The organism is Flavobacterium sp. 9 (assembly GCF_002754195.1).
Classification (GTDB): domain Bacteria; phylum Bacteroidota; class Bacteroidia; order Flavobacteriales; family Flavobacteriaceae; genus Flavobacterium.
On the sequence record NZ_PEEU01000001.1, the window covers coordinates 1,705,290 to 1,725,942 of the forward strand.

Below are 20,653 nucleotides of genomic sequence, written 5' to 3' on the forward strand. Positions count from 1 at the left end.
GTTTTTAACTATTTCAAACTTTTGATATTCGTTGTGTCAATCGGATTAATCCCGAAGTTTCGGGACGGCCCTACAATATAAATCGAGCCTTTGGCTCTTTAATCTTTTGATTTAACCAACCTCCATTAGACCGGATTAAAATCCGGCCCTACAAAATAGATCGAGCCTTTGGCTCTTTAATGTTGTATTGAATTCTAGGCGAATAATTTTATTTATATTCTAAATAAAATTTATCCCAACCAGGCTTTAAAATCTTGTACTTTTTCTCGGCTTACAATAACCTCATCTTCTTTATAAGTTGGTAAAATAACTTTAAGGCGAGAATTGGTATAAACCTGAATTTCTTTTATTGCCGTAAGCGGAACAATATATTTTCTGCTTACGCGAAAGAAATCCTTCATGTCTAATTCCTGCTCCAGAACTTCTAAAGTCGAATCGATTAAATAGTTTCTATTGTCGAAAGTATGAATGTATGTTCCTTTATTTTCACTAAAAAAACATTCGATTTCTTCTGTTGTGATAACTTTTAAATGCTGTCCGATTTTAACTGTAAATCGCTTTTTAAAACTTTTCTCAAAAGGATTTGACAACATTCGGCGAATTTCTTCAAAATCAGCCTGAAGATTCTGTGTTTCTGAGTTTAATTTAGGGATTCGGGTTTTGAATTTTGTAACGGCAACTTCCAAATCATCTTCATCAATTGGCTTCAAAAGATAATCAATGCTGTTTAGTTTAAAAGCTTTTAACGCATATTCATCATAAGCCGTTGTAAAAATAATAGCGCTTTGAATGTCTATTTTTTCAAAAATCTCAAACGATAAACCATCTGATAACTGAATATCAAGGAAAATTAAATCAGGATGTTGATTATTTGTAAACCAATGAATGGATTCTTCTACAGAATGCAACATTGTTTCTACGGCAATATCTAGCTTTTCTAGTTTTCTCTGCAACAATCTTGCAGCTGGTTTTTCGTCTTCTATGATTAATGTGGTCATTTACTAAAATGCAAAAGTTGAAAATTTAATATAAAATTACTCCCATTTATTCTTATTCTGAGCTTCTTTCTCCATAATTTTTTGAATTTTCTTTTGTTCCCATTCGTCACCAAAAAAGAAATCACGACCAAAAACAGAAAATGCATGAATGACTAAAGCTATTCCCCAAAAAAATGCGGTTGAATAAATTTCCCAATCTCCGAAACCTCTCACTTCAAAATGATTTCCTACATAACCAAAATGACCTCTATTCAAGTTTGAAATAATGATTATAACATTCACTATTAGATAAACCTTCAAATGCGAGTAAAATCCTTTTATCCTTTTTACTTTTCTGTACGCTATATTATAACTTTCGTCTGTACTAAATTCATGTGCATATTCTTCATACATGCGTCTTCTAAATCGTCCCATTTTACTTTGATTTAAAAAATTATTGCCATTTGTTTTGATTCTCTTTTTCTTTTTCCATCAATTCTTTTATTTTTCTTTCTTCCCAGTCTTTTCCTAAAACCGGAAATACTTCAAAAACTTTTAATCCATGAAAAACAACTCCAATTCCCCACCATAATAGTGGCCAGAAAAACCATAAATATTGTGGTGATGTCCACAAATTTATAACTATCAATATAATATTCACAATGATAAAAGAAGTCAGATTTCCGTAGAAACCTTTAATGTTCTCTACTTTCTTTTTTGCTATATAATATTTATCCTCTTCAGTAAATTTTACGTCCATGATTACTCCCATTTTTGTTTTTTTTCCTTTTTCTCTAAGATGCTTTTCAGCTTACGTTCTTCCCATTCTTCTCCAAAAATTTTAAAAGAAGCAAATATATCAACTGCAGATACCAGAAATGCAGTACTCCAAATTATCATTACCAAACTATTTAAATATCGAACTGGAAACACATTTAACGGAAGTCCGAAATAGTTTTTTAAAGTAAACAAAATCAATCCAATACTATAGAAAAAAGCATGAATATAAAATGATTTCAGTTTAACTACTTTTCTGCTTGCTATCTGTCGCAGTTCATTTTTTTCCGGGGCATTATCAAAATCTTTTTCCATAATTATTTCCAAATTTGTTTTTGACTTACTTTTTCTTTGTCAATGATTTCTTTTATTTTTTGTTGTTCCCATTCTTTATTAAAAAACGGAAAACAATCAAACGCTTTCAATCCGTGTAAAACAATCGGAATTCCCCAGCCCAACAAAGAATACCAAAAATATAAGTAACCCGGTGAAGTCATTAGATTCACAACAATTACGATTGGATTACAGAGAAGATAAACCGTTAAATGCTGATAAAACTTTTTAATTTCTTCGACCTTTTTTTGAGCCTGATAATAACGTTCTGAATCTGAATAATTTGTTCCCATGATTATTTCCAGCTTTGTTTATTATTTTCTCTTTCCAAAATTTCTCTGATTTTTCGTTCTTCCCAATTTGAGCTGTATCCAAAAACTTTAAAAGCATGCATTACAACTCCAAATCCCCAGCCTAAAGCCGAAAACCAAAACCATTGAAATCCGGGAGAAAAGGTCAAATTCACGAAGATCAAACAAGGAATCACGCAACAATATGAAATGACATTTGCATAAAATCCTTTTAATTCTTCTACTCTTTTTTTAGCTCTGAAATAAGCTTTATTTTCATCTGAATATTCTGCATTATTTTCCATAACCGTAATTTGTTTCGTTAAGATTGGAATTTTAACTGTAAAAGTTTTTTCATTTTGTTCGATCAAAACTTTTCTATTAGTTACAATTCCGTATCGATTTACAATATTTTGCAATCCAACTCCTTGCCTGTCTTGTAGAACTTCTTTTTTCTGAAAATCATTCTGAATTGCCAAATAATCTCCATCAACAAAAATTCGAATATGTAATGGTTTTTGCTCGCTTACAACATTATGTTTTACCGTATTTTCGAGTAAAAGCTGCAATGATAATGGAACCACTTTTGCATCCGGATTTATATTTGTTGTTGGCACTTCGTAAAATAAACTATTCTCAAAACGCATTTTCAGCAAATTCATATATGTTTTTGCGAATGACAATTCATCTTCTACAGAAACCAATTCTTTGTCTTTTTGCTCTAAAACGTAGCGATAAATTTTAGATAAAGAAGTCGTAAATCGTTGTGCATTATCCGGATTTTCTTCGATTAAAGAGCTTAAAACATTCAGGCTATTAAAAAGAAAATGCGGGTCAATTTGATTTTTTAAACTTTCGAATTTAGCATTTGCCGTTCCTGCGATAATCTTTTGTTGTGTTATTTCAAACTTAGAAGCTTGTTTCCATTTTACCATAAAACTTCTGGCTTGCATGAAAGTCGAAACTCCTAACGAAAGAATGATATAAAAAACATGATTCCAAATCATTCTCTCTCCAAAAAAGTCTTCTATTGGTCGCTTTTGCACTACAATAAAAACAATATAATTTATTGCTAAAACGGCAGGGACAGTATATAAAACAGTGACTAAAATACCATAGTAAACTCTTAAATTTGTCTGTTCGAGCCAATCCCACTTTTTATCCAAAAGCACACTTAAAAAACCATTTCCAAATCCCAGCCCAAAAGAATAAAGAGAGCTTAATAAAAATGTTAGTAATACATTTTGAAAACTTAAACTGTCTCCCAAAAAAGCTGAGAAGATTACAGTAAAGACCATAGAGATTTTAAAACATACAATTGTTCCGCTTTTTAAATCCGAAAATGCATTTCTATGATCTTTCATTTGTTAATCTGCTTTAATTAATTTTATTTTTTGCAATTTTTTTGAGTTTCCAAAGCTCTTTCTAATCCCCATTTTGGAGAAAAAGGTGTTTCTGGTTTAAAAGTAGCGAAAAGTTCAATAGCTTTATCAACTTGCGCACAAAGTGGTTTTGTATCAACACCTGACCATTTTGCTCCTCCAATTTGATAATCAGCTTCTCCAAAAACAATTCGAGGATTATTTGGATCTATCGCTTTTCCTTTCGCGTAAGCTTCCATCACTTTAGCCGAATATTTCATTCCGTTTGTCATTGGATCTGCAACAACCCAAGCCGTATAAATCAAAGCTTGCATCGCATATAACTCTGCATTATTTTGATCTTTAATAAATTCAACATCCAAAGCATCTTGTGCTTTTGTCAATAATAAATCAATTTTTGTTTTATCTTTTTCTGAAAACGCAGATGTAGTATTTACTAATGCAACATAATAGTTAGGCAAATAACTTGTTTTTTCTGCTGAAGCTATTCTTTCAAACAATGCCGAAGCTTCTGCATTTTTTCCTTCTTTCCAAAGCCCGAAAGCTTTTCCCATTCCTTGTTCAAATTGTGTTTGCGCTGAGCTTATTCCTACTACAAATAATGCGATCAAAGTGATAATTTTTTTCATTTTATAAGTTATTTAAATGGTTAATTTGTTAGTTATTTTTTATAATGTTATTTCAATTTTTGAATCTTTATCGACAACAAATTTAGCATCTTTATAAGAAGGAGGTCCCATAAATCCTCTGGCATTGTTTGACGCTGCATAAGCTTCAGAAGGTATTCCCATCGAATTTCTATCCAGTTTTCCGTTATTGTTTTCATCGTGATACGTTGAAATTGCATATTCTCCTGTCGGAAGATTATCAAACGTTACAACTACTTGGTTATTTTTAATTTCAGAAGTAAGACTTTTATAAGTCGTTTTAAGAAATGTACCATCTGAGTTGTACAAACCTACTTTTACAATTCCTGTATCATTTTTTAAACCTGAAACAGTAACAGTTAATTTTACATTTTGAGCAGACAATAAACTGCAAATAAATAATGTGATTATTGTAATAATTTTGGTCATGATTTCTTTTTTTAAGTTACTAAGATTCTAAGGTTCTGAGGTTCTAAGTTTTTTTGTTGATGATTAAAACTCTTTTTTTAGTTTTTCACTTAGCGCCTTAGAACCTTAGCCGCTTAGTGACTTATTAATTTATACTTCAAAAGTATATCGGATTTTACTGTTTTAAAATTAAATGATACTGAGTTGTTGAATTTGATGACTGAATTGTTTTTTTTAAGGTTCTAAGGTTCTGAGTTGCTAAGGTTCTAAGCTTTTTTCTTAGTAACTCAGAACCTTAGTAACTTAGCAACTATAAATTTTTCAATTGATTCTCATTTTTATTCTGGCTAATCGTCCAGAAGAAACCTACGAAAAAGAATCTATCAGCGGTTGGTGTTACGGCTTGTCTGTTATAAACTCCGTTTGCATCCGGTAATTTTGCGTAATCGTATCCGTAGATATTTTTTGTTCCTATTACATTCGAAACAGAGAAATACAAGATTTTTTGTGTTGTCAATAAATACGCCCAGTTAAAACTTAAACTATTATAGGTTTTAGTTTTCCCGCTCATAAATTGAGTTTGGTTTGGATCATTATAAGGTCTTCCTGTTGTGAAACTGTTCGTGAAACCTATTTGCGATTTCCAATCTGTGATAAAGTACTTAGTTACAACTGACAAACTGTGATTAGCAATAAAACTTGGTGTTGCCATCGTTGGAAAGTTCTTGTATTGTCTTTGTGAATCGATATAAGAATACGAAATCCAATATTCTAAGTTTTTATACAAATTGCTGTCTCTCCAAAATAAATCAAGTCCTTTTGCATATCCTGAACCGTTATTATTGAAAACCGAATTGTATTGAATGTCTTTTGTATCGTATTGAACCAAGTTACTGTAATCTTTATAATAAGCTTCTGCTCTAAAAGTTTGTCCAGGTTTTGTAAACTGATAATTTAAAATATAATGTTGTGCTTTTTCACTTTCAAACTGATGATATTTAGAGTATTTAATATAATCAACAACCGGAGTCTGGCTAAAATCTCCATAAGCAAATGAAAACTGACTTGTTTTTGAAACTTTGTAAGCAATAGAAGCTCTTGGAGCGACATTGTTTTCATTTAATAAACTGTTGTTCGAATATCTCAAACCTACTTTCATCGCTAATTTTTTAGAGAATAAAATATCTCCTTCTGTATAAAAAGCGGCAATATTAGAATCGTAACCATTTGCAACTTTAATAGCAATATTATCATCGAAATTTTCATTAAACTTTGTGATAAAATAATCAGCTCCAAAAGATAATTTAAAGTAGTTCGAAATGTTTTTTCTCAACTTCAATTTCAATTGCATCGCATTTTCGTTACTATCAACATCATTAATATCATACTTGATTTTGTTTTTGCTGTAACCGTAGCTAACTCCTGATGTAAGTTGCCATCCTGTTCCAAAATCTCCTTTGTAAGAAGCATTCAGGTAAAAATTATTATTGTTTAAATCGGTTCTGATTGGATTTACAAAATTTACATTTTTCTGATTTAAGTCAAATTTCTCCGAATCGAAAGCAGCATAAAACTTAAAAATTCCTCTTTCGAAATTATATCTGTAAACCGCTTCTCCACCCAAAGATTGGTAAGGATTATTCCAATCAACATTTTGCGGAATTGCAGCCTGATAAGGCGCAAGATTAATATAATTGGTATTGATACTAAAAGAGCTTTTTTTCCATTTTTGAGTATTTCCAACTCCTAAACCAACGGTCATTAAAGCAATATCTGTTTTATTTTGGTCCGGTTCATCTTGTGTATTCAAAAGTAATACACTTGATAAAGCTTCTCCATATTCAGCAGAATAACCTCCTGTTGAAAATGCAATTCCGCTAAATAAGAAAGGTGAAAATCTACTTCTTGTTGGTAAATTATTAGTCGTTGCACCATAAGGTTGTGCCACGCGAAGTCCGTCAACAAAGGTTTGCGTTTCGCTCGCTTCTCCTCCACGAACAAATAAACGTCCGTCTTCGCCCACAGTTTGCGTTCCCGGCAAAGTTTGCAAGGCTGCAATAATATTTCCGGCAGAACCGGCAGTTGTAACAATGTCTAATGGTTTTAAAACAGAAACTCTGGCTTTGTCTCCGGATTCTAATGTTCCTGCGGTAATAACTACGGCATCAAGAGCATTTACATTTTCTCTTAATTTAACAGTTTGATTTTTGTAATTGGCAACATCAATTTCTGTTTTAAAAGTTTCATAAAGTAAAAAACTAACTACTATTGTTTGATTTCCTGTTGCAGTGGTTTCAAAAGAAAAATCTCCCGTTTCAGAACTTGTAGCTCCGTCATAAGCTCCGTCCAGATAGATATTTGCTCCCGGAACCGGTTTTCCTTTTTGATCTACAACTTTTCCAGAAATGACATTCTGAGCAAAAATAAAAGACGTTAAAAGTAAAAAAGTAATCGTAAAAAGTAATTTGGTTTTCATAACATTTGGTTTTGATGAGGCAAATGTATTTTAACAATCTAAGTTAAAAAATATTAAATAACCCAATTGTAGAATTTCGAGGATGAGTTGTAAAATACTTATTTGTATCTTAGCTAACATGTTTCTAAAAACTATTAACTATGTCAGAAAGTAAAAGAGTTTCGAATTTATATCAATCCATTTACAATGGAAATCCGTGGCTTGAGGTTACCTTAGCAGATACTTTAAAAGATGTTACTGCAGCTCAGGCTTATAAAAAAATCAATCCAAATTTAAACACGATTTGGGAAATTGTCAATCACTTAATCCAATGGAGAAGAAATATATTAAGGCGTGTTCAGGGAGAAATAATTACAACTCCTGATCATAATTATTTTGTGCCAATCTTAGATTCGTCCGAACCAGCTTGGGAACAATCGCTGCAAAGTCTGGCAAAATCTCAGGAATTATGGAGCGCTTGTCTAAGTGATTTTAATGATGCTGATTTCGAGAAAATAGATCAAAATAATAATCATAATTTTTATGAAGATATCCACGGAATCATTCAGCATGATGTTTATCATTTAGGACAGATTGTTATTTTGAAGAAGTTACTATAGTTGAAGATTTTTTTGCGCAATCTTGTCATTTCGACGAAGGAGACTCGAGCGATAGCGAACAGACGAAGTAAATCTCCGCAAGTAGCTCGACAAAGAGTGGAAACTGTGCTTTTTATGGCACGCGGATGACACTGATTCGCTATCGCGAAAACGCAGATTCGCACGGATTTTTATTTGAATTTTTGTCATTTCGAGGAACGAGAAATCACACTAGAAGCTCGACAAAGATTGGGTTTTCGTTATGGAGTTTCTTACGGAGATTCCTCGTTCCTCGGAATGACAAAACTGAGAGTTATTTTTAAATAGAAAACATCTTTTTTAATAAATATTCACATGAAAAAATCAATCGTATTACTCGGATTTTTATTTATAAATGTCATCGGATTTTCTCAGCAAAAGGAAGTAAAATTCGACGAAAATCTGGCAAAATCATTACACGCTGACGAATACGGAATGAAGAAATATGTATTCTGTCTTTTGAAATCCGGAACAAATACAACGGCGTCTAAAGAAGAAACTAAAAAATTATTTGAAGGGCATATGGCCAATATTGGAAAACTTGCCAAAGAAGGAAAACTTGTCGTAGCCGGACCTTTCATGAAAAACGACAGAAATTATAGAGGAATCTATATTTTTAATGTTGAAACTATTGAAGAAGCGCTAGCATTAGTCGCCACAGATCCTGCAATACAAGCAAAATTACTTGAAGCCGAATTAACGCCTTGGTACGCAACGGCGGCTTTGCAGGAAACGCTAAAAATTCATGAAAAAATTGCCAAGACTAAAATGTAAATACCTTTTATAATGACAGAAAAAGAAAAAATGATCTCGGGAGAATATTATGTTGCAGGAGATCCTGTTTTAGTAAAAGAACGCCGAAAAGCTAAAAACCTACTCCATCGCTTAAACGTTGTCGAATATCGTTTGACAAAAAAAGCAAAAGAAATTCTAGCCGAATTAATTCCAAATACTGGTAAGAGTTTTTATATCGAGCCTCCGTTTCATTGTGATTATGGTTATAATATTTCTTGTGGTGACAACGTTTATTTTAATGTAAATTGTGTTGTTCTGGATTGTGCGCCAGTAAATATTGGATCAAATGTATTTTTTGCTCCAAATGTTCAAATTTATACCGCAACACATCCGCTTGACGCTGAATTAAGAAAAACACTCGAAAATGCTTTGCCAATTTCTATTGGTGACGATTGCTGGATTGGCGGAAATTCTGTAATTTGCCCTGGCGTAACCATAGGAAAAGGTTGTGTTATTGGCGCCGGATCTGTAGTTACAAAAGATATTCCGGATAACTCATTAGCCGTTGGAAATCCAGCGAAAGTAATTCGAAAATTAAATCAAGAACCTGAATCAAATTCATAATGCTTACTTTAAATAAAGTTCACCATATCGCCATTTTATGCTCGGATTATCAAAAATCTAAAACTTTCTATACAGAAGTTTTGGGTTTAACAATTATTAGAGAAATATATCGTGAAGAACGCCAATCGTACAAACTTGATTTAGCTTTAAACGGCACTTATGTTGTTGAATTATTCTCATTTCCAGATCCGCCAAAAAGACCTTCAAGACCTGAAGCGGTTGGTTTGCGTCACTTAGCTTTTGAAGTAATTAATTTAGAAGAAACTATCGCTTTTTTGGATACCAAAAACATCGAATCAGAACCTATAAGAATTGATGAAACGACTGAAAAAAGATTCACTTTTATTGCCGATCCTGATTTGTTGCCAATTGAGTTTTATGAAAGATAAAAAGTAAGGTTCAGAGTTGCAAAGGTTCAAAGGGACAAAGGTTTTCTCATTTATGCGATTTCTCCCTTTGGTCGAAATGGCAAACTTACTTTTATATTATTATTTTAGCAAAACACAAAAACTTTGTCCCTTTGAACCTTTGTAACTTTGCACCTAAATGCGCGCTATCCAAGAAAAAACACACTGAAAGAATTTTCCTGTTTTTATCAGTTTTAACACATTATATTGCATATTTTCTATTAAAAACCGAATTTGATTCTTAATTTTGTAATCCGCATAAAAAAAGTGCGATCACTTCTGATGAACAAAACGGCGCAAATCAAAAAAAATCATCAATTTATTAAATTCCGAAAATTAGTTGTTGTTTCTATTCTAATAGGTTTTTTATCGGCCTTTCTCGGAATTTCACTTAAAAAAATTACAGAATACTACGAAGAAATCTTCTTTCATGAAGTTACTGTACATCCATTATTGTATATTCTCTTCCCGGTTTTTGGATTGTCTGTGATTTATTTTCTAAGACATTATCTTTTTAAGAAAAAAGAAAACAAAGGAATCAAGGAAGTTTTTGAAAGCACGAAATCAACTTCAAAAAATTTACCTTCTTATAAAATCCCATCTCACTTTATAAACGGATTAATAACAGTTGCTTTTGGAGGTTCTACCGGAATTGAGGTTTCTACCGTTGTCGCTTCAGCAACAATTGGTTCTGTAGCGCAGCAAAAGGAAAACATCTTTAGACAATACAAAACCGAATTAATTTGTGCGGGAGTTGCTGCCGGAGTTACCGCTTTATTCAGCAGTCCAATTGCAGGAATCTTGTTTGCTCTGGAAGTTATTTCACGAAAAGTAACAAAAGCTTTTATTATTTCGAATCTAATTGCTGTTTCAATCGCATTCGGATTATTATCTATATTAAAAGAAGAACCATTATTTACGGTTTCGATTACAACCTGGCATTTAAGAGCGATTCCGTATTTTATTCTTTTAGGAATTTTGGCGGGAATAAATTCTGTTTACTTAACTCGTTGTGTCTTATTCTTTAAATCTCAATTTGGCAAAATCGACACTCATTATTACAAAATATTAATTGGTTCAGTAGTTTTGAGCGTTTCTTTATTCATCTTTCCGCAACTATACGGAGAAGGATATCACGCTATAAAAGGAATCTTTGGCAACACAAATGAAATTCCGTTAACGCTGACTTTAGCATTAACTTTTATCGGAATCTTGATTTTAAAACCAATTGTAACTTCGGTAACATTGGCTTCTGGTGGCGATGGCGGCGTTTTTGCTCCAAGTCTTTTTATTGGTGCATTTTTAGGTTTATTACTCGCTTCAGTTTTAAATAGTTTTTTCCATGTAAATGTAATTCCGGTTAATTTTATGATTATCGGAATGGCTGCTGTTTTAAGCGCCAGCATTCATGCGCCTTTTACAGCAATATTCCTGGTTTGTGGACTAACAAATGATTACACGTTATTTTTACCAATTTTAGTAGTTTGTTTAATTTCTAAATACACCGCAAAAATGATTTATCCATTTACCGTTTACTCTTATTCGCCAAGTTTAATAAAATAAAAAAAAGGACTTTGATTTTAAAATTTGACAGATAATTAATCTGTAACAAAAACAAATTTAGTTCTTAAGAATACGCAATAAAATACCACATGCCTAATCAAAAATTAAAAAGAAGTTATCGTAAAACACGCTATATTCTTTATAAAGAAACTCTAATTGATTCCAAAGAACATTTTTGGTCGTTTATAGGATCATTTGTCGGAATTGGAATCTTGTCTTATCTTGAATCCATTCGTTTTTCCGGAACTGATATTGTTTTTCTAATTGGTTCTTTTGGAGCATCGAGCGTATTGGTTTACGGAATTATCCAAAGTCCGTTTTCGCAACCCCGAAATTTAATTGGCGGTCACGTGATTTCAGCAATTATTGGGGTTACCGTAAACCAATTGGTTCCTGATATTATTTGGTTATCTGCACCTTTGGCGGTTTCGTTATCCATTATTTTTATGCAAATTACCAAAACCCTTCATCCTCCCGGGGGTGCAACTGCGCTTATTGCTGTTACGGGTTCTGCGCAAATAAAAGATTTAGGTTATATGTATGTGCTTTCTCCGGTTTTAGACGGTGTTCTGATTCTGTTTATAACGGCATTAATTTTCAATAATATGACTTCAAGCCGAAGTTATCCAAGTCATAGCACTTATCATAAACGTTATCATAAGATTAGAAAAAGATTGATTGGGAGATAGTTTTGACTTTTATAATTCACTCGATTGTTGTCATCCTGAGCGGAGTCGAAGGCGCGCCAATTGGAATGGACTTCGACTTCGCTCAGCCTGACAACGATTCTACTGAGCCTGGTAAATAAAAATCTTTTCAACAAATCGTAAATCACAATTCGTATTTCGTTTTTTATATTTTACCTTTGACCTTTCAATAAAAACAAAGATTATGGTTTATAAATTTAGAGTAATTCTAGACGCCGAAGAAGATATTTTTAGAGACATTGCTATTCTTGAGGAAGATACTCTTGAGGATTTACACAATGCTATCTTCAACGCTTTTGGTTTTGACGGAATGGAAGTAGCTTCGTTTTATACCTGCGATGAAACTTGGAATCAGGAAGATGAAATTCCGCTTTTTGATACTGGCGATGTTCCTGGTGAACAACGAACTATGGGCGATTATCCATTATCTTCTATCCTGGATAAAGAAAATACCAAAATCATCTACGTGTACGATTTCATCAATATGTGGACTTTCTTAGTTGAATTAGCCGCTGTTGAAGATCAAATTGCAGGAGCTCCTTATCCTGAAACTTTATTCTCACACGGAGAAATGCCTGATGAAGCCATCGAAAAAAACTTTGAAGCAGATATGCACGACGATATCTACGGAGAATTTGAAGATGATCTTGACGAAGACGATCTTGACATGTTCGAAGGCGACGATAGCTTTGAAGATTACGGATTTGAGGAAAATTGGAATTAATTTTTTGAGGTTCTTAGGTTCTGAGTTGCTGAGGTTCTAAGTTTTTATTTTGAAAGATTTATCTTATTTTTTTATTAATTTTATCAGATTAAATAAAAAATAAAAATGAGTGATTTTCGAAAACTTCTAATCTGGCAGAAATCAATGAGCTTGATTACCAAAATCTATTTTTCAACAAACAATTTCCCAAAAGAAGAAATCTTTGGATTAACGTCACAGATAAGACGAAGTTCGGTTTCAATATCCAGTAATATTGCCGAAGGATCCGGACGAGAAAGCGATAAAGATTTTTTACGCTTTTTAAATATTTCAGTAGGTTCTTTATTTGAAATGCAAACTCAATTAGAAATTGCAAAAAATATAACCTATCTTAACGAACAAGAATTTAATAATTTATATGAGGATAATCGTGAAGTAGAGAGAATGTTAGTTTCGTTTATTAAGAAAATAAAAAACAGAAACTAAAACCTCAGAACCTTAGCGACTCAGAACCTCAGCAACTTTAAATATGATCAACTTATTCAACACCCACATCGAGACGCTTGCGATACACCGCGTAGGAAACAAGAGCAGAAACGAAGCGATTTTTTTATCGGAACAACCATTTAATCTAAATGATGAAATTGTGCCTTTGATAAAAGAATACTTTTTTAAACCTTTTAGAGAGAAAGAAGAAAACTATTATCAGTTTGCGCACGAAGTCGATTTGGATTATAACGACATGTTTAAGTATGCTACTGAGATTTTTAATAATCCTGGGAACTTACAGGAGGTTTCAAAAAGAATCACTACGCATTTATTCGAGCAATCAAATCATCCGCACATTAAAAACGGAGAGGTTTATGTAACTTATTTAACAAATCTAAGTATTGACAATAATGTTGTTGACGCTATCGGAATTTTTAAAAGTGAGTTACAAGCCGACTTTTTACAATTTGAAGAAAAAAACAGTAATCTTGAAATGATCTTGCAACAAGGTATCAACTTAAGCAAATTAGATAAAGGCTGTTTGATTTTTAATTATAAAAAAGAAGAAGGATATAAAATCCTAACCGTAGACAGTAACCGTTATGACGCGCGTTATTGGTTAGAGCACTTTTTATCAGTTGACGCTTTTGAAGATGAAAACTTCATCACTAAAAAATACTTGAAATTCTGTCAAAACTTCGCAAAAGATGTTGTTTTACCAGCAGAAGACAAAAAAGAAGAAGTAATGTTCATGAACCGTTCTGTGAATTATTTCGCTAAGAACGACCAGTTTGAAGAGCAGAATTTCTTAAATGAAGTATTAGACAATCCAGACTTAATTCCTGAATTCAAAAACTATAAAGTTGATAAAGGAGAAAAATACAGCATCGAAGATGTAACCTCATTCCCTATTGCAAACGCAGCAGTTTCTGACGCAAGAAAATCGATTAAAAACGTTATTAATCTTGATACTCATATTCAGATTAAAATGGATTTTATCAACCCTGAAAGTGCAGAAAAATTTGTTGAAAAAGGCTGGGATGAAGAAAAACAAATGTATTACTACTTAGTTTACTTCAATAAAGAAGAAAAAAGCTAAGAGTTATTCATTTTCTATTACTTACTTAAAACAAAAAACGGCAACTACATTTATTTGTAATTGCCGTTTTTTTATTGCTCTCAAATATTAGAATTTCAATCTAAAAAATCAATTTCAATCGCTTTTCTTAAAATATACAACCAGAATTTTTCTGTTTTTCTAATTTCTTCTTCATTAATTCATAAGTATTTAGCTATATTTTTAAAATTATTATTTCAAAAATATAAGAATAAACTTATTTTCTAAGATTATTATGCTTTAATTTGCGACAATTATTATCGTAATTATCTATAAAGAAAATGAAAAAACAATTATTAATTATCGGCGGAGGATTCGCAGGTTTTTGGAGCGCTTTAAGCGCTATTAGACAAAGTCGTGAATTACAAAAGGAAAATGAACTTGAGATGACTTTGGTGAATATGGATGAATATCTAACAATTCGTCCAAGATTATATGAAGTTTCATTAGAAGGATTAAGAGTTGAGCTAAAAAAATATTTCAAACCATTGAATATTAAATTCATCATTGGTAAAGCAGAAATTATCAATCCGGAACAAAATCTGGTAACGGTTGCGACCAATCACGGTTCAAGAATTGTGAACTACGATTATCTAATTTTATCATCAGGAAGTGTTTTGAAAGCAATAAACATTCCTGGAATCGAAAACACTTTTAATGTAGACACATTCAATGGTGCTCAAAGACTTGAAGATCATTTAGTGCAATTGGCAAGTAAAAATTTTGAGGGTGATGGCGCTACAACTTTTGTCATTGCCGGAAGCGGATTAACAGGTCTTGAAGTTGTTACTGTTATAAAAGAAAAAGCTTTGAAAATATTAGGCGAACATGGTCAAGATCCAATTGACTTTAAAGTTGTACTTATTGAAAAAGCGGATAAAGTAGGAAACTATTATTCAACTGAAGCACAGGATTACGTTATAAAAACTTTAGAAACGAAAAACGTTACTGTTGTAACGGGCGTTTCATTGGCAGGTGTAAATTCCAAAGGCGCAACCTTAAGTGATGGTACATTTATTCCTTCGCAAACGGTTATTTCGACTGTTGGATTAGTCGCAAGTTCGCTTTGCAATTTCTTTAAAGGAGAAAAAGATAAACTGGGACGTCTTCATGTAAATAAATATCTTCAATTAGAAGAATATGAGAATGTTATTGCAGCCGGAGATGTTGCAAATATTCCTACTGACGATAAAGGCAATAGTTCACTTATGGCTTGCCAGTTCTCAATGTTCTTAGGTAAATGGGCTGGACATAATGCTGTTAACAGCTTGTTTTCGCAACCATTAAAACCTTACAATTACACAGATTATGTAACCTGCGTTGATTTAGGTCAGGAAGATGGTATGCTAACAACCGGATGGGAACGTACATTAGCTTTTAGCGGAATTGAAGGAAAGAATATAAAAATGGAAGTTACTACAAAACTAATCTATCCGGCAGACGACGTTGAAACTGCACTGACAGATTCTTATCCAGAAGTTCCAAATGTTAGCCAAAACGCTGTTTAAATTACAATTTTCATGAAACTGACTAAATCATTACTATGCCAACTTTAGGAAAAAATGTAGAATATGCGATACATTCGTTAGTGTATTTAATAGATAACCCTGAAGACAGCACAATTACGGTGCGTGATTTGGCAAATTTTCAAAATATATCCGAAACTTATCTCGCCAAAGCTTTTACCAAACTGAAAAAAGCGGGAATATTAAAGTCAAATATTGGTGTGAAAGGCGGTTACAAGCTGGCGCGTTCGTCTACTGAAATCACATTTTTAGATATCGTTCTTGCTGTTGAAGGAGAAATTTCGTTTTTTGAATGCCATAAAATCAGAGACAATTGTGTCTTGCTGGATAAGTCAGAACTTCCCTGGAAAAAAGATAGCTATTGTGCAATACATATGGTAATGATTGAGACTGAAAATAAAATCAAGGATTCCTTAAGAGAAAAAAATCTTCAATGGGTTCATGATACGATTCGAAAACAGTACGGGCAGAAAATGATTGATAAAACGCAAGATTGGTTTCAGTCGAATGTTTTTAGTACAAAGTAGATTATTCATTTAAGTACTATTTCAGACTTATAGGATTACTTTGAAAATAGTACCGTTAAAAACAAAAAATCCCATTCGTCATAACGAATGGGATTTTTTATATTCTTATCTTAATTAGCTTTTTAGAGCACAGAAAACATTGCTTTTACGATATCATCGTAGACTTGTTTGTCTCTTTCGCCGGTTCTTGCTAAAACTCTGATTCCGGAGTAATTATTAAAAATAAATCTTGCTAAAACTCTTGCATCAATAGTTTTGGAAATGTGACCTTGATCCTGCCCTTTCTTAACTGCGTTTGTAAAAACTTCTTCCATTATCTGGCTGTTATTTTTTACAATTTTGGCAATTTCTTCATCATGCATCGCCAATTCTACAGAAGAATTTACCATAAAACATCCTTTTGTAATTCGGTCTTCAAGACTTTCTATAACGGCTTGTTTAAAAATATCACGTAAAGTCTCTTTTATATTTTCCGATTCATCGAAAAGTTTTACGATTTGATCTTGAGCATTTTTCTGATAACGTTGTAAAGATTGCGCAAAAAGCTTCTGCTTATCGCCAAAAGTATCATACAAACTAGAACGGCTTAAACCTAAATGTGTCACTAAATCCTGAGCGGATGTCCCGTTGTAACCTTTGTGCCAAAAAATTTCGATCGCTTTATCCAAAGCCTGATCTTCATTAAATTCTTTTGTTCTAGCCATGATTTCTACTATTCAATTAATATTACAAAGGTATAAAAAACGGAACAATCGTTCCTGAATTTCAGTAAAAAAAATTAAACTACTGCATTAACAGTAAGTCCGCCATCAACTACAATTTCAGTTCCTGTGATAAATGATGCATCATCTGAAGCAAGGAAACTAACTGTTTTTGCAATTTCTGAAGCTTGACCAAAACGTTTCAATAATATTTTTTCTCCTAAAACTGCTCCAAAACCTTCTACTTCTGCTTTTTCTAAACCTAATTTTCCATAAAGCGGAGTTTCAACAGGACCAGGAGAAACTGCATTTACTCTGATTTTTCTTGGAGCTAATTCTGTAGCAAATACTCTGTTTAAAGATAATACCGCTGCTTTGCTTGCTGCATAAACACTAGAATTTGGCATACCAACATGTGCATTGATTGAAGTATTAAAAATAATAGAACCTCCATCATTTAAGATTGGTAATACTTTTTGAACAGTAAAATAAACTCCTTTTACGTTTACATTCATAATGCTGTCATAATGTTCTTCTGAAGCTGAATCTACGGGAGCGAAAGAAGCTGTTCCGGCATTTAAGAATACAATATCAACTTTTCCGAATTGTGTTTTTACTTGTTCTACTAAACTATCAATAGATTTTAAATCTGATTGATCTGCAACAATTCCGGTTACGTTCAATTCTTTTTCGGCTTGAGCCAAAGCTTCTTTGTTTCTTCCTGTTACAATTACTTTTGCACCTTTTGCTACTAAATCAGCTGCAGCTGCATACCCAATACCACTATTTCCACCAGTTACAATAGCTACTTTGTTTTCTAAATTTTTCATTTTGTTTATTTATTAAGTTATTGATTATTCAATTATTATGGTACAAAGATATAATAACGGAATGATCGTTCCGTTATTATTAATGTTAAAATTTAGTTAAATTAAAAATTCACTTTCAAACCTTCCTGTTTACAAGGGTTTATATCTATACTATTATAAAGGAAACAAATAATAAATTGGCTAACATTCTTAATATTTGCTTAATTTTGCATCTCTAAACTATACACAGATGGATATTCATTTACACAACGAAAGTCCTTTCAAAACTATCATATCATTTCATAAGCTAATTGAATCGTTTGAAGAAATTGCTTTATCAGATGTTGATTACCGAGCAAATTACGCCAAAGCAATACTTAAACAAATAGAAGCTTTTCCTGAATTAAGAACTGGTATTAAGGATTATTCTACTATTAAAGATAATGAAGCACTGATCAAAAATCTCTTGGCAGATTTGTTTCCTACTGCTTTAACAAATAATGAGATAAAAGCGATTACGATTCCTTTTCAGAATTTATCTTTCAATTATACAGAACGTTTCAAAAAGATTCTAAGCAATGCAGGATCTGAATTTGATATGGAAATTCGTGATTTCGACGATCACCAATTTTATGTAAATAATTGTTGCTTAATATTAGGCGTATATTACAAACAGAAAATAGATTTTAATAAACCTTTCTTCTACGATATTCCGGATGAAAACGGTGTTGAAAAACATTATCGTATTTTGTACAATGCTGATTTTATGGAAATTATTCCAACAAAAAACTCGGTACATTTAACTCAGGAAGATATTGATTTGTTAATGGATAATTACGGCGATCTTGAACTTTGGAAATCTAAATTCCCTAAAGGAAGCTGGACTTTAAAAGGTTTCGGAATTGTTTCTTTGTTTGATGCTACTACAGAAAGTGCTATTTCGAACTTAAAAAGTAATTTACTAAAACCTGATTCTAAAGCTGGTCCAACTAACGAAATTGTATCTAACATTTTTAAATCAATATTTAAAATCCCTGATTTACAAGTTGGTTTTATTGTTTACAATCCTGAAGAAGAAAAATTTATAAGACCTATAAAGTTTGATACGCAATTGCAGAGTTTTCTACTTTCTAAAGATCAGGAAATTGATTGCAAGAATGCTTTTTTTGGATGTACGTTCGAAAAATTATTAGACAATAAAGAGCCTTTGGTAATTTCTAATGTGAAAAAATTCATTGAAGAAGGACCAAACAAAAAACTTGGTGAACATTTATTAAAACAAGGTGTTCAGAGTTGTGTTTTTGCTCCGGTTATAAAAGACGGACATTTATTGGGTGTTGTAGAATTAGTTTCTCCACATGCCAGAGATTTAAATACCGTAAATGCAACTAAACTAGAATTGGTTCTACCCTATTTAACAGATACTATTGATCGCTACAATACTGATATGCAACATCAGATTGAAGCTATCATTCAGCGTGAATATACTACGATTCATCCAAGTGTATACTGGAAATTTAGAAGAGAATCTCAAAATTACTTTCAAAATTCAAATCATACCAAAGATTATATTTTCAAGGAAATTTCCTTTAAGAATGTATATCCGTTATACGGACAAATCGATATTAAAGGTTCGTCTGAACACAGAAATGAAACGGTTAAACGAGATCTTAAAAATCAATTAACTGCTATTTTAGAGATTTTTGAATCTCAGGACCCTAATACTAATTTGGTATTATTGGAACAAAGAAAGTTTGAACTAGAATCGTTTCGCGATGAATTAGATTTTCCACTAAAAGCTGATACTGAACAACATATTCAGCGTTATATCGAAGAAGAAATTCATCCGCTTTTAAAGAATACGAAAGAAACTGAAAAAAGCGAAAAACTGGAACGTGAATATTTCGAAAGTCTGGACGAAAAAACCGGTTTGTTTTATAAGGAAAGAAAGAAGTTTGATAATGCAATGTCTATTATCAATAAAAAACTAGCTTCTGTTCTGGACAAAAAACAAATTGAAGCACAACAGATTTATCCACATTATTACGAGCGTTTCAAAACTGATGGCGTTGAGCATAATCTATATATTGGAGCGTCTATTGCGCCAACAAAACCTTTTGACATTATGTATTTGCACAATTTACGTTTGTGGCAATTACAGACTTTATGCGAAATGGAACTGGAACATCATCAGCTAAAAGAATCTCTTCCGTATGAATTGGATGTGACTTCATTGATTTTAGTTTTTAGTGCGCCGCTTTCTATTCGTTTTAGAATGGATGAAAAACGTTTTGACGTAGACGGAACTTACAATGCGAGATATGAAGTAGTGAAAAAACGTATCGATAAATCGAACATTAAAGGCACGAAAGATCGTATTACTGAGAAAGAAAAAATCACGATTGTGTATTCTCAAAATAGTGAGGAAGCAGAATATTTAAAATATATCAAATACTTGCAACACAAGAAAATACTGGAACCAGCGATCGAGCAATTTGAGGTCGAAGATCTTCAGGGAGTTTCTGGTTTGAGAGCGATTCGTGTAAAAGTTATCAATAACACGGCTAATCCGGCCGCGAAGAAAATTACCTATCAGGATTTACTAGATGAGCTCAACTAATTAGTTGAATAAAAGTAGGCAGCATATTTTTGTCATTTCGACGAAGGAGAAATCTTCGCGAGTAACTCGACAATTCTAGGAAAAACACTTTGTGTTAGTTTCTAGCGAAGATTCCTCGTTCCTCGGAATGACAAGATTGTATATAAAAAGAAAGCTTTGTCAAAGTTTAAAACTTTGACAAAGCTTTTTAATTTATACCTAAATCCGTTTTATCTGCA

The 20,653-nt window shown here is 32.4% G+C and carries 23 protein-coding genes; 12 read left to right on the forward strand and 11 right to left on the reverse strand.

The features are described from left to right. Positions 1–230: 230 nt before the first annotated feature. The 9 genes from CLU81_RS06340 to CLU81_RS06380 all read right to left on the reverse strand — a co-directional run bounded on the left by CLU81_RS06340 (position 231) and on the right by CLU81_RS06380 (position 7,290). Positions 231–998: a LytTR family DNA-binding domain-containing protein gene (locus CLU81_RS06340; protein ID WP_099709059.1), complete on the reverse strand. Its 768-nt coding sequence runs from the start codon at positions 996–998 to the stop codon at positions 231–233. Between the two features lie 36 nt (positions 999–1,034). Next, positions 1,035–1,412 carry a 2TM domain-containing protein gene (locus CLU81_RS06345; RefSeq protein WP_099709060.1) on the reverse strand — a complete coding sequence of 126 codons (378 nt, stop codon included), beginning with the start codon at positions 1,410–1,412 and terminating at the stop codon, positions 1,035–1,037. Positions 1,413–1,431: 19 nt separating this feature from the next. Next, positions 1,432–1,737: a 2TM domain-containing protein gene (locus tag CLU81_RS06350; protein ID WP_233209672.1), complete on the reverse strand. Its 306-nt coding sequence runs from the start codon at positions 1,735–1,737 to the stop codon at positions 1,432–1,434. Positions 1,738–1,739: 2 nt separating this feature from the next. Continuing rightward, positions 1,740–2,069: a 2TM domain-containing protein gene (locus tag CLU81_RS06355; RefSeq protein WP_099709062.1), complete on the reverse strand. Its 330-nt coding sequence runs from the start codon at positions 2,067–2,069 to the stop codon at positions 1,740–1,742. Positions 2,070–2,071: 2 nt separating this feature from the next. Then, positions 2,072–2,380 (reverse strand): 2TM domain-containing protein, encoded by a 309-nt coding sequence (locus CLU81_RS06360; protein ID WP_099709063.1) that lies wholly within the window; start codon positions 2,378–2,380, stop codon positions 2,072–2,074. A gap of 2 nt (positions 2,381–2,382) precedes the next feature. Then, positions 2,383–3,741 carry a histidine kinase gene (locus CLU81_RS06365; RefSeq protein ID WP_099709064.1) on the reverse strand — a complete coding sequence of 453 codons (1,359 nt, stop codon included), beginning with the start codon at positions 3,739–3,741 and terminating at the stop codon, positions 2,383–2,385. A gap of 23 nt (positions 3,742–3,764) precedes the next feature. Then, the gene (locus CLU81_RS06370; RefSeq protein ID WP_099709065.1) at positions 3,765–4,388 is read right to left on the reverse strand and encodes a hypothetical protein; all 624 of its coding nucleotides are present in this window, start codon (positions 4,386–4,388) and stop codon (positions 3,765–3,767) included. A 39-nt stretch (positions 4,389–4,427) separates the two neighbouring features. Beyond that, positions 4,428–4,835, reverse strand: coding sequence for a DUF2141 domain-containing protein (locus CLU81_RS06375; protein WP_099709066.1), 408 nt, complete (start codon positions 4,833–4,835; stop codon positions 4,428–4,430). A 289-nt stretch (positions 4,836–5,124) separates the two neighbouring features. Beyond that, complete coding sequence (locus tag CLU81_RS06380; protein ID WP_099709067.1) at positions 5,125–7,290, reverse strand: TonB-dependent receptor; 2,166 nt, start codon at positions 7,288–7,290, stop codon at positions 5,125–5,127. A 140-nt stretch (positions 7,291–7,430) separates the two neighbouring features. On the opposite strand from CLU81_RS06380, the gene CLU81_RS06385 reads away from it, so the two are divergent. The 11 genes from CLU81_RS06385 to CLU81_RS06435 all read left to right on the forward strand — a co-directional run bounded on the left by CLU81_RS06385 (position 7,431) and on the right by CLU81_RS06435 (position 16,305). Next, positions 7,431–7,889, forward strand: coding sequence for a DinB family protein (locus CLU81_RS06385; protein WP_099709068.1), 459 nt, complete (start codon positions 7,431–7,433; stop codon positions 7,887–7,889). 333 nt (positions 7,890–8,222) lie between these two features. Then, positions 8,223–8,681: a YciI family protein gene (locus tag CLU81_RS06390; protein WP_099709069.1), complete on the forward strand. Its 459-nt coding sequence runs from the start codon at positions 8,223–8,225 to the stop codon at positions 8,679–8,681. A 9-nt stretch (positions 8,682–8,690) separates the two neighbouring features. Then, positions 8,691–9,266 carry a sugar O-acetyltransferase gene (locus CLU81_RS06395; protein ID WP_099709070.1) on the forward strand — a complete coding sequence of 192 codons (576 nt, stop codon included), beginning with the start codon at positions 8,691–8,693 and terminating at the stop codon, positions 9,264–9,266. Continuing rightward, positions 9,266–9,655, forward strand: a complete 390-nt coding sequence (locus CLU81_RS06400) for a VOC family protein (protein ID WP_099709071.1) — start codon at positions 9,266–9,268, stop codon at positions 9,653–9,655. The genes CLU81_RS06395 and CLU81_RS06400 overlap by 1 nt, the downstream gene beginning before the upstream one ends. A gap of 300 nt (positions 9,656–9,955) precedes the next feature. Next, positions 9,956–11,236: a chloride channel protein gene (locus CLU81_RS06405; protein ID WP_099709072.1), complete on the forward strand. Its 1,281-nt coding sequence runs from the start codon at positions 9,956–9,958 to the stop codon at positions 11,234–11,236. Between the two features lie 89 nt (positions 11,237–11,325). Further along, positions 11,326–11,925 carry an HPP family protein gene (locus tag CLU81_RS06410; RefSeq protein ID WP_099709073.1) on the forward strand — a complete coding sequence of 200 codons (600 nt, stop codon included), beginning with the start codon at positions 11,326–11,328 and terminating at the stop codon, positions 11,923–11,925. A gap of 202 nt (positions 11,926–12,127) precedes the next feature. Further along, positions 12,128–12,667, forward strand: coding sequence for a hypothetical protein (locus tag CLU81_RS06415; protein WP_099709074.1), 540 nt, complete (start codon positions 12,128–12,130; stop codon positions 12,665–12,667). Positions 12,668–12,772: 105 nt separating this feature from the next. After that, positions 12,773–13,132 carry a four helix bundle protein gene (locus CLU81_RS06420; protein WP_099709075.1) on the forward strand — a complete coding sequence of 120 codons (360 nt, stop codon included), beginning with the start codon at positions 12,773–12,775 and terminating at the stop codon, positions 13,130–13,132. Between the two features lie 43 nt (positions 13,133–13,175). Next, positions 13,176–14,234 carry a nucleoid-associated protein gene (locus CLU81_RS06425; protein WP_099709076.1) on the forward strand — a complete coding sequence of 353 codons (1,059 nt, stop codon included), beginning with the start codon at positions 13,176–13,178 and terminating at the stop codon, positions 14,232–14,234. Positions 14,235–14,533: 299 nt separating this feature from the next. Next, the gene (locus CLU81_RS06430) at positions 14,534–15,760 is read left to right on the forward strand and encodes an NAD(P)/FAD-dependent oxidoreductase (RefSeq protein ID WP_099709077.1); all 1,227 of its coding nucleotides are present in this window, start codon (positions 14,534–14,536) and stop codon (positions 15,758–15,760) included. Positions 15,761–15,795: 35 nt separating this feature from the next. Then, on the forward strand, positions 15,796–16,305 hold the full coding sequence (locus tag CLU81_RS06435; protein ID WP_099709078.1) for an Rrf2 family transcriptional regulator: 510 nt from the start codon (positions 15,796–15,798) through the stop codon (positions 16,303–16,305). Positions 16,306–16,427: 122 nt separating this feature from the next. Here the strand turns inward: CLU81_RS06435 and CLU81_RS06440 are convergent, their stop codons facing one another. Beyond that, positions 16,428–17,009, reverse strand: a complete 582-nt coding sequence (locus CLU81_RS06440) for a TetR/AcrR family transcriptional regulator (protein WP_099709079.1) — start codon at positions 17,007–17,009, stop codon at positions 16,428–16,430. A gap of 74 nt (positions 17,010–17,083) precedes the next feature. After that, a complete protein-coding gene (locus tag CLU81_RS06445) occupies positions 17,084–17,836 on the reverse strand; it encodes a glucose 1-dehydrogenase (RefSeq protein WP_099709080.1) in 753 nt (250 codons plus the stop codon). 229 nt (positions 17,837–18,065) lie between these two features. Here CLU81_RS06445 and CLU81_RS06450 point away from each other — a divergent pair, with 229 nt between their 5' ends. After that, positions 18,066–20,435, forward strand: coding sequence for a GAF domain-containing protein (locus CLU81_RS06450; protein WP_099709081.1), 2,370 nt, complete (start codon positions 18,066–18,068; stop codon positions 20,433–20,435). The last annotated feature ends 218 nt before the right edge of the window (positions 20,436–20,653 follow it).

Bases quoted from the DNA above. Each gene is read 5' to 3' on its own strand.
- CLU81_RS06340 (WP_099709059.1), bottom strand. From the start codon at position 998: ATGACCACATTAATCATAGAAGACGAAAAACCAGCTGCAAGATTGTTG.
- CLU81_RS06345 (WP_099709060.1), bottom strand. From the start codon at position 1,412: ATGGGACGATTTAGAAGACGCATGTATGAAGAATATGCACATGAATTT.
- CLU81_RS06350 (WP_233209672.1), bottom strand. From the start codon at position 1,737: ATGGACGTAAAATTTACTGAAGAGGATAAATATTATATAGCAAAAAAG.
- CLU81_RS06355 (WP_099709062.1), bottom strand. From the start codon at position 2,069: ATGGAAAAAGATTTTGATAATGCCCCGGAAAAAAATGAACTGCGACAG.
- CLU81_RS06360 (WP_099709063.1), bottom strand. From the start codon at position 2,380: ATGGGAACAAATTATTCAGATTCAGAACGTTATTATCAGGCTCAAAAA.
- CLU81_RS06365 (WP_099709064.1), bottom strand. From the start codon at position 3,741: ATGAAAGATCATAGAAATGCATTTTCGGATTTAAAAAGCGGAACAATT.
- CLU81_RS06370 (WP_099709065.1), bottom strand. From the start codon at position 4,388: ATGAAAAAAATTATCACTTTGATCGCATTATTTGTAGTAGGAATAAGC.
- CLU81_RS06375 (WP_099709066.1), bottom strand. From the start codon at position 4,835: ATGACCAAAATTATTACAATAATCACATTATTTATTTGCAGTTTATTG.
- CLU81_RS06380 (WP_099709067.1), bottom strand. From the start codon at position 7,290: ATGAAAACCAAATTACTTTTTACGATTACTTTTTTACTTTTAACGTCT.
- CLU81_RS06385 (WP_099709068.1), top strand. From the start codon at position 7,431: ATGTCAGAAAGTAAAAGAGTTTCGAATTTATATCAATCCATTTACAAT.
- CLU81_RS06390 (WP_099709069.1), top strand. From the start codon at position 8,223: ATGAAAAAATCAATCGTATTACTCGGATTTTTATTTATAAATGTCATC.
- CLU81_RS06400 (WP_099709071.1), top strand. From the start codon at position 9,266: ATGCTTACTTTAAATAAAGTTCACCATATCGCCATTTTATGCTCGGAT.
- CLU81_RS06405 (WP_099709072.1), top strand. From the start codon at position 9,956: ATGAACAAAACGGCGCAAATCAAAAAAAATCATCAATTTATTAAATTC.
- CLU81_RS06410 (WP_099709073.1), top strand. From the start codon at position 11,326: ATGCCTAATCAAAAATTAAAAAGAAGTTATCGTAAAACACGCTATATT.
- CLU81_RS06415 (WP_099709074.1), top strand. From the start codon at position 12,128: ATGGTTTATAAATTTAGAGTAATTCTAGACGCCGAAGAAGATATTTTT.
- CLU81_RS06420 (WP_099709075.1), top strand. From the start codon at position 12,773: ATGAGTGATTTTCGAAAACTTCTAATCTGGCAGAAATCAATGAGCTTG.
- CLU81_RS06425 (WP_099709076.1), top strand. From the start codon at position 13,176: ATGATCAACTTATTCAACACCCACATCGAGACGCTTGCGATACACCGC.
- CLU81_RS06430 (WP_099709077.1), top strand. From the start codon at position 14,534: ATGAAAAAACAATTATTAATTATCGGCGGAGGATTCGCAGGTTTTTGG.
- CLU81_RS06435 (WP_099709078.1), top strand. From the start codon at position 15,796: ATGCCAACTTTAGGAAAAAATGTAGAATATGCGATACATTCGTTAGTG.
- CLU81_RS06440 (WP_099709079.1), bottom strand. From the start codon at position 17,009: ATGGCTAGAACAAAAGAATTTAATGAAGATCAGGCTTTGGATAAAGCG.
- CLU81_RS06445 (WP_099709080.1), bottom strand. From the start codon at position 17,836: ATGAAAAATTTAGAAAACAAAGTAGCTATTGTAACTGGTGGAAATAGT.
- CLU81_RS06450 (WP_099709081.1), top strand. From the start codon at position 18,066: ATGGATATTCATTTACACAACGAAAGTCCTTTCAAAACTATCATATCA.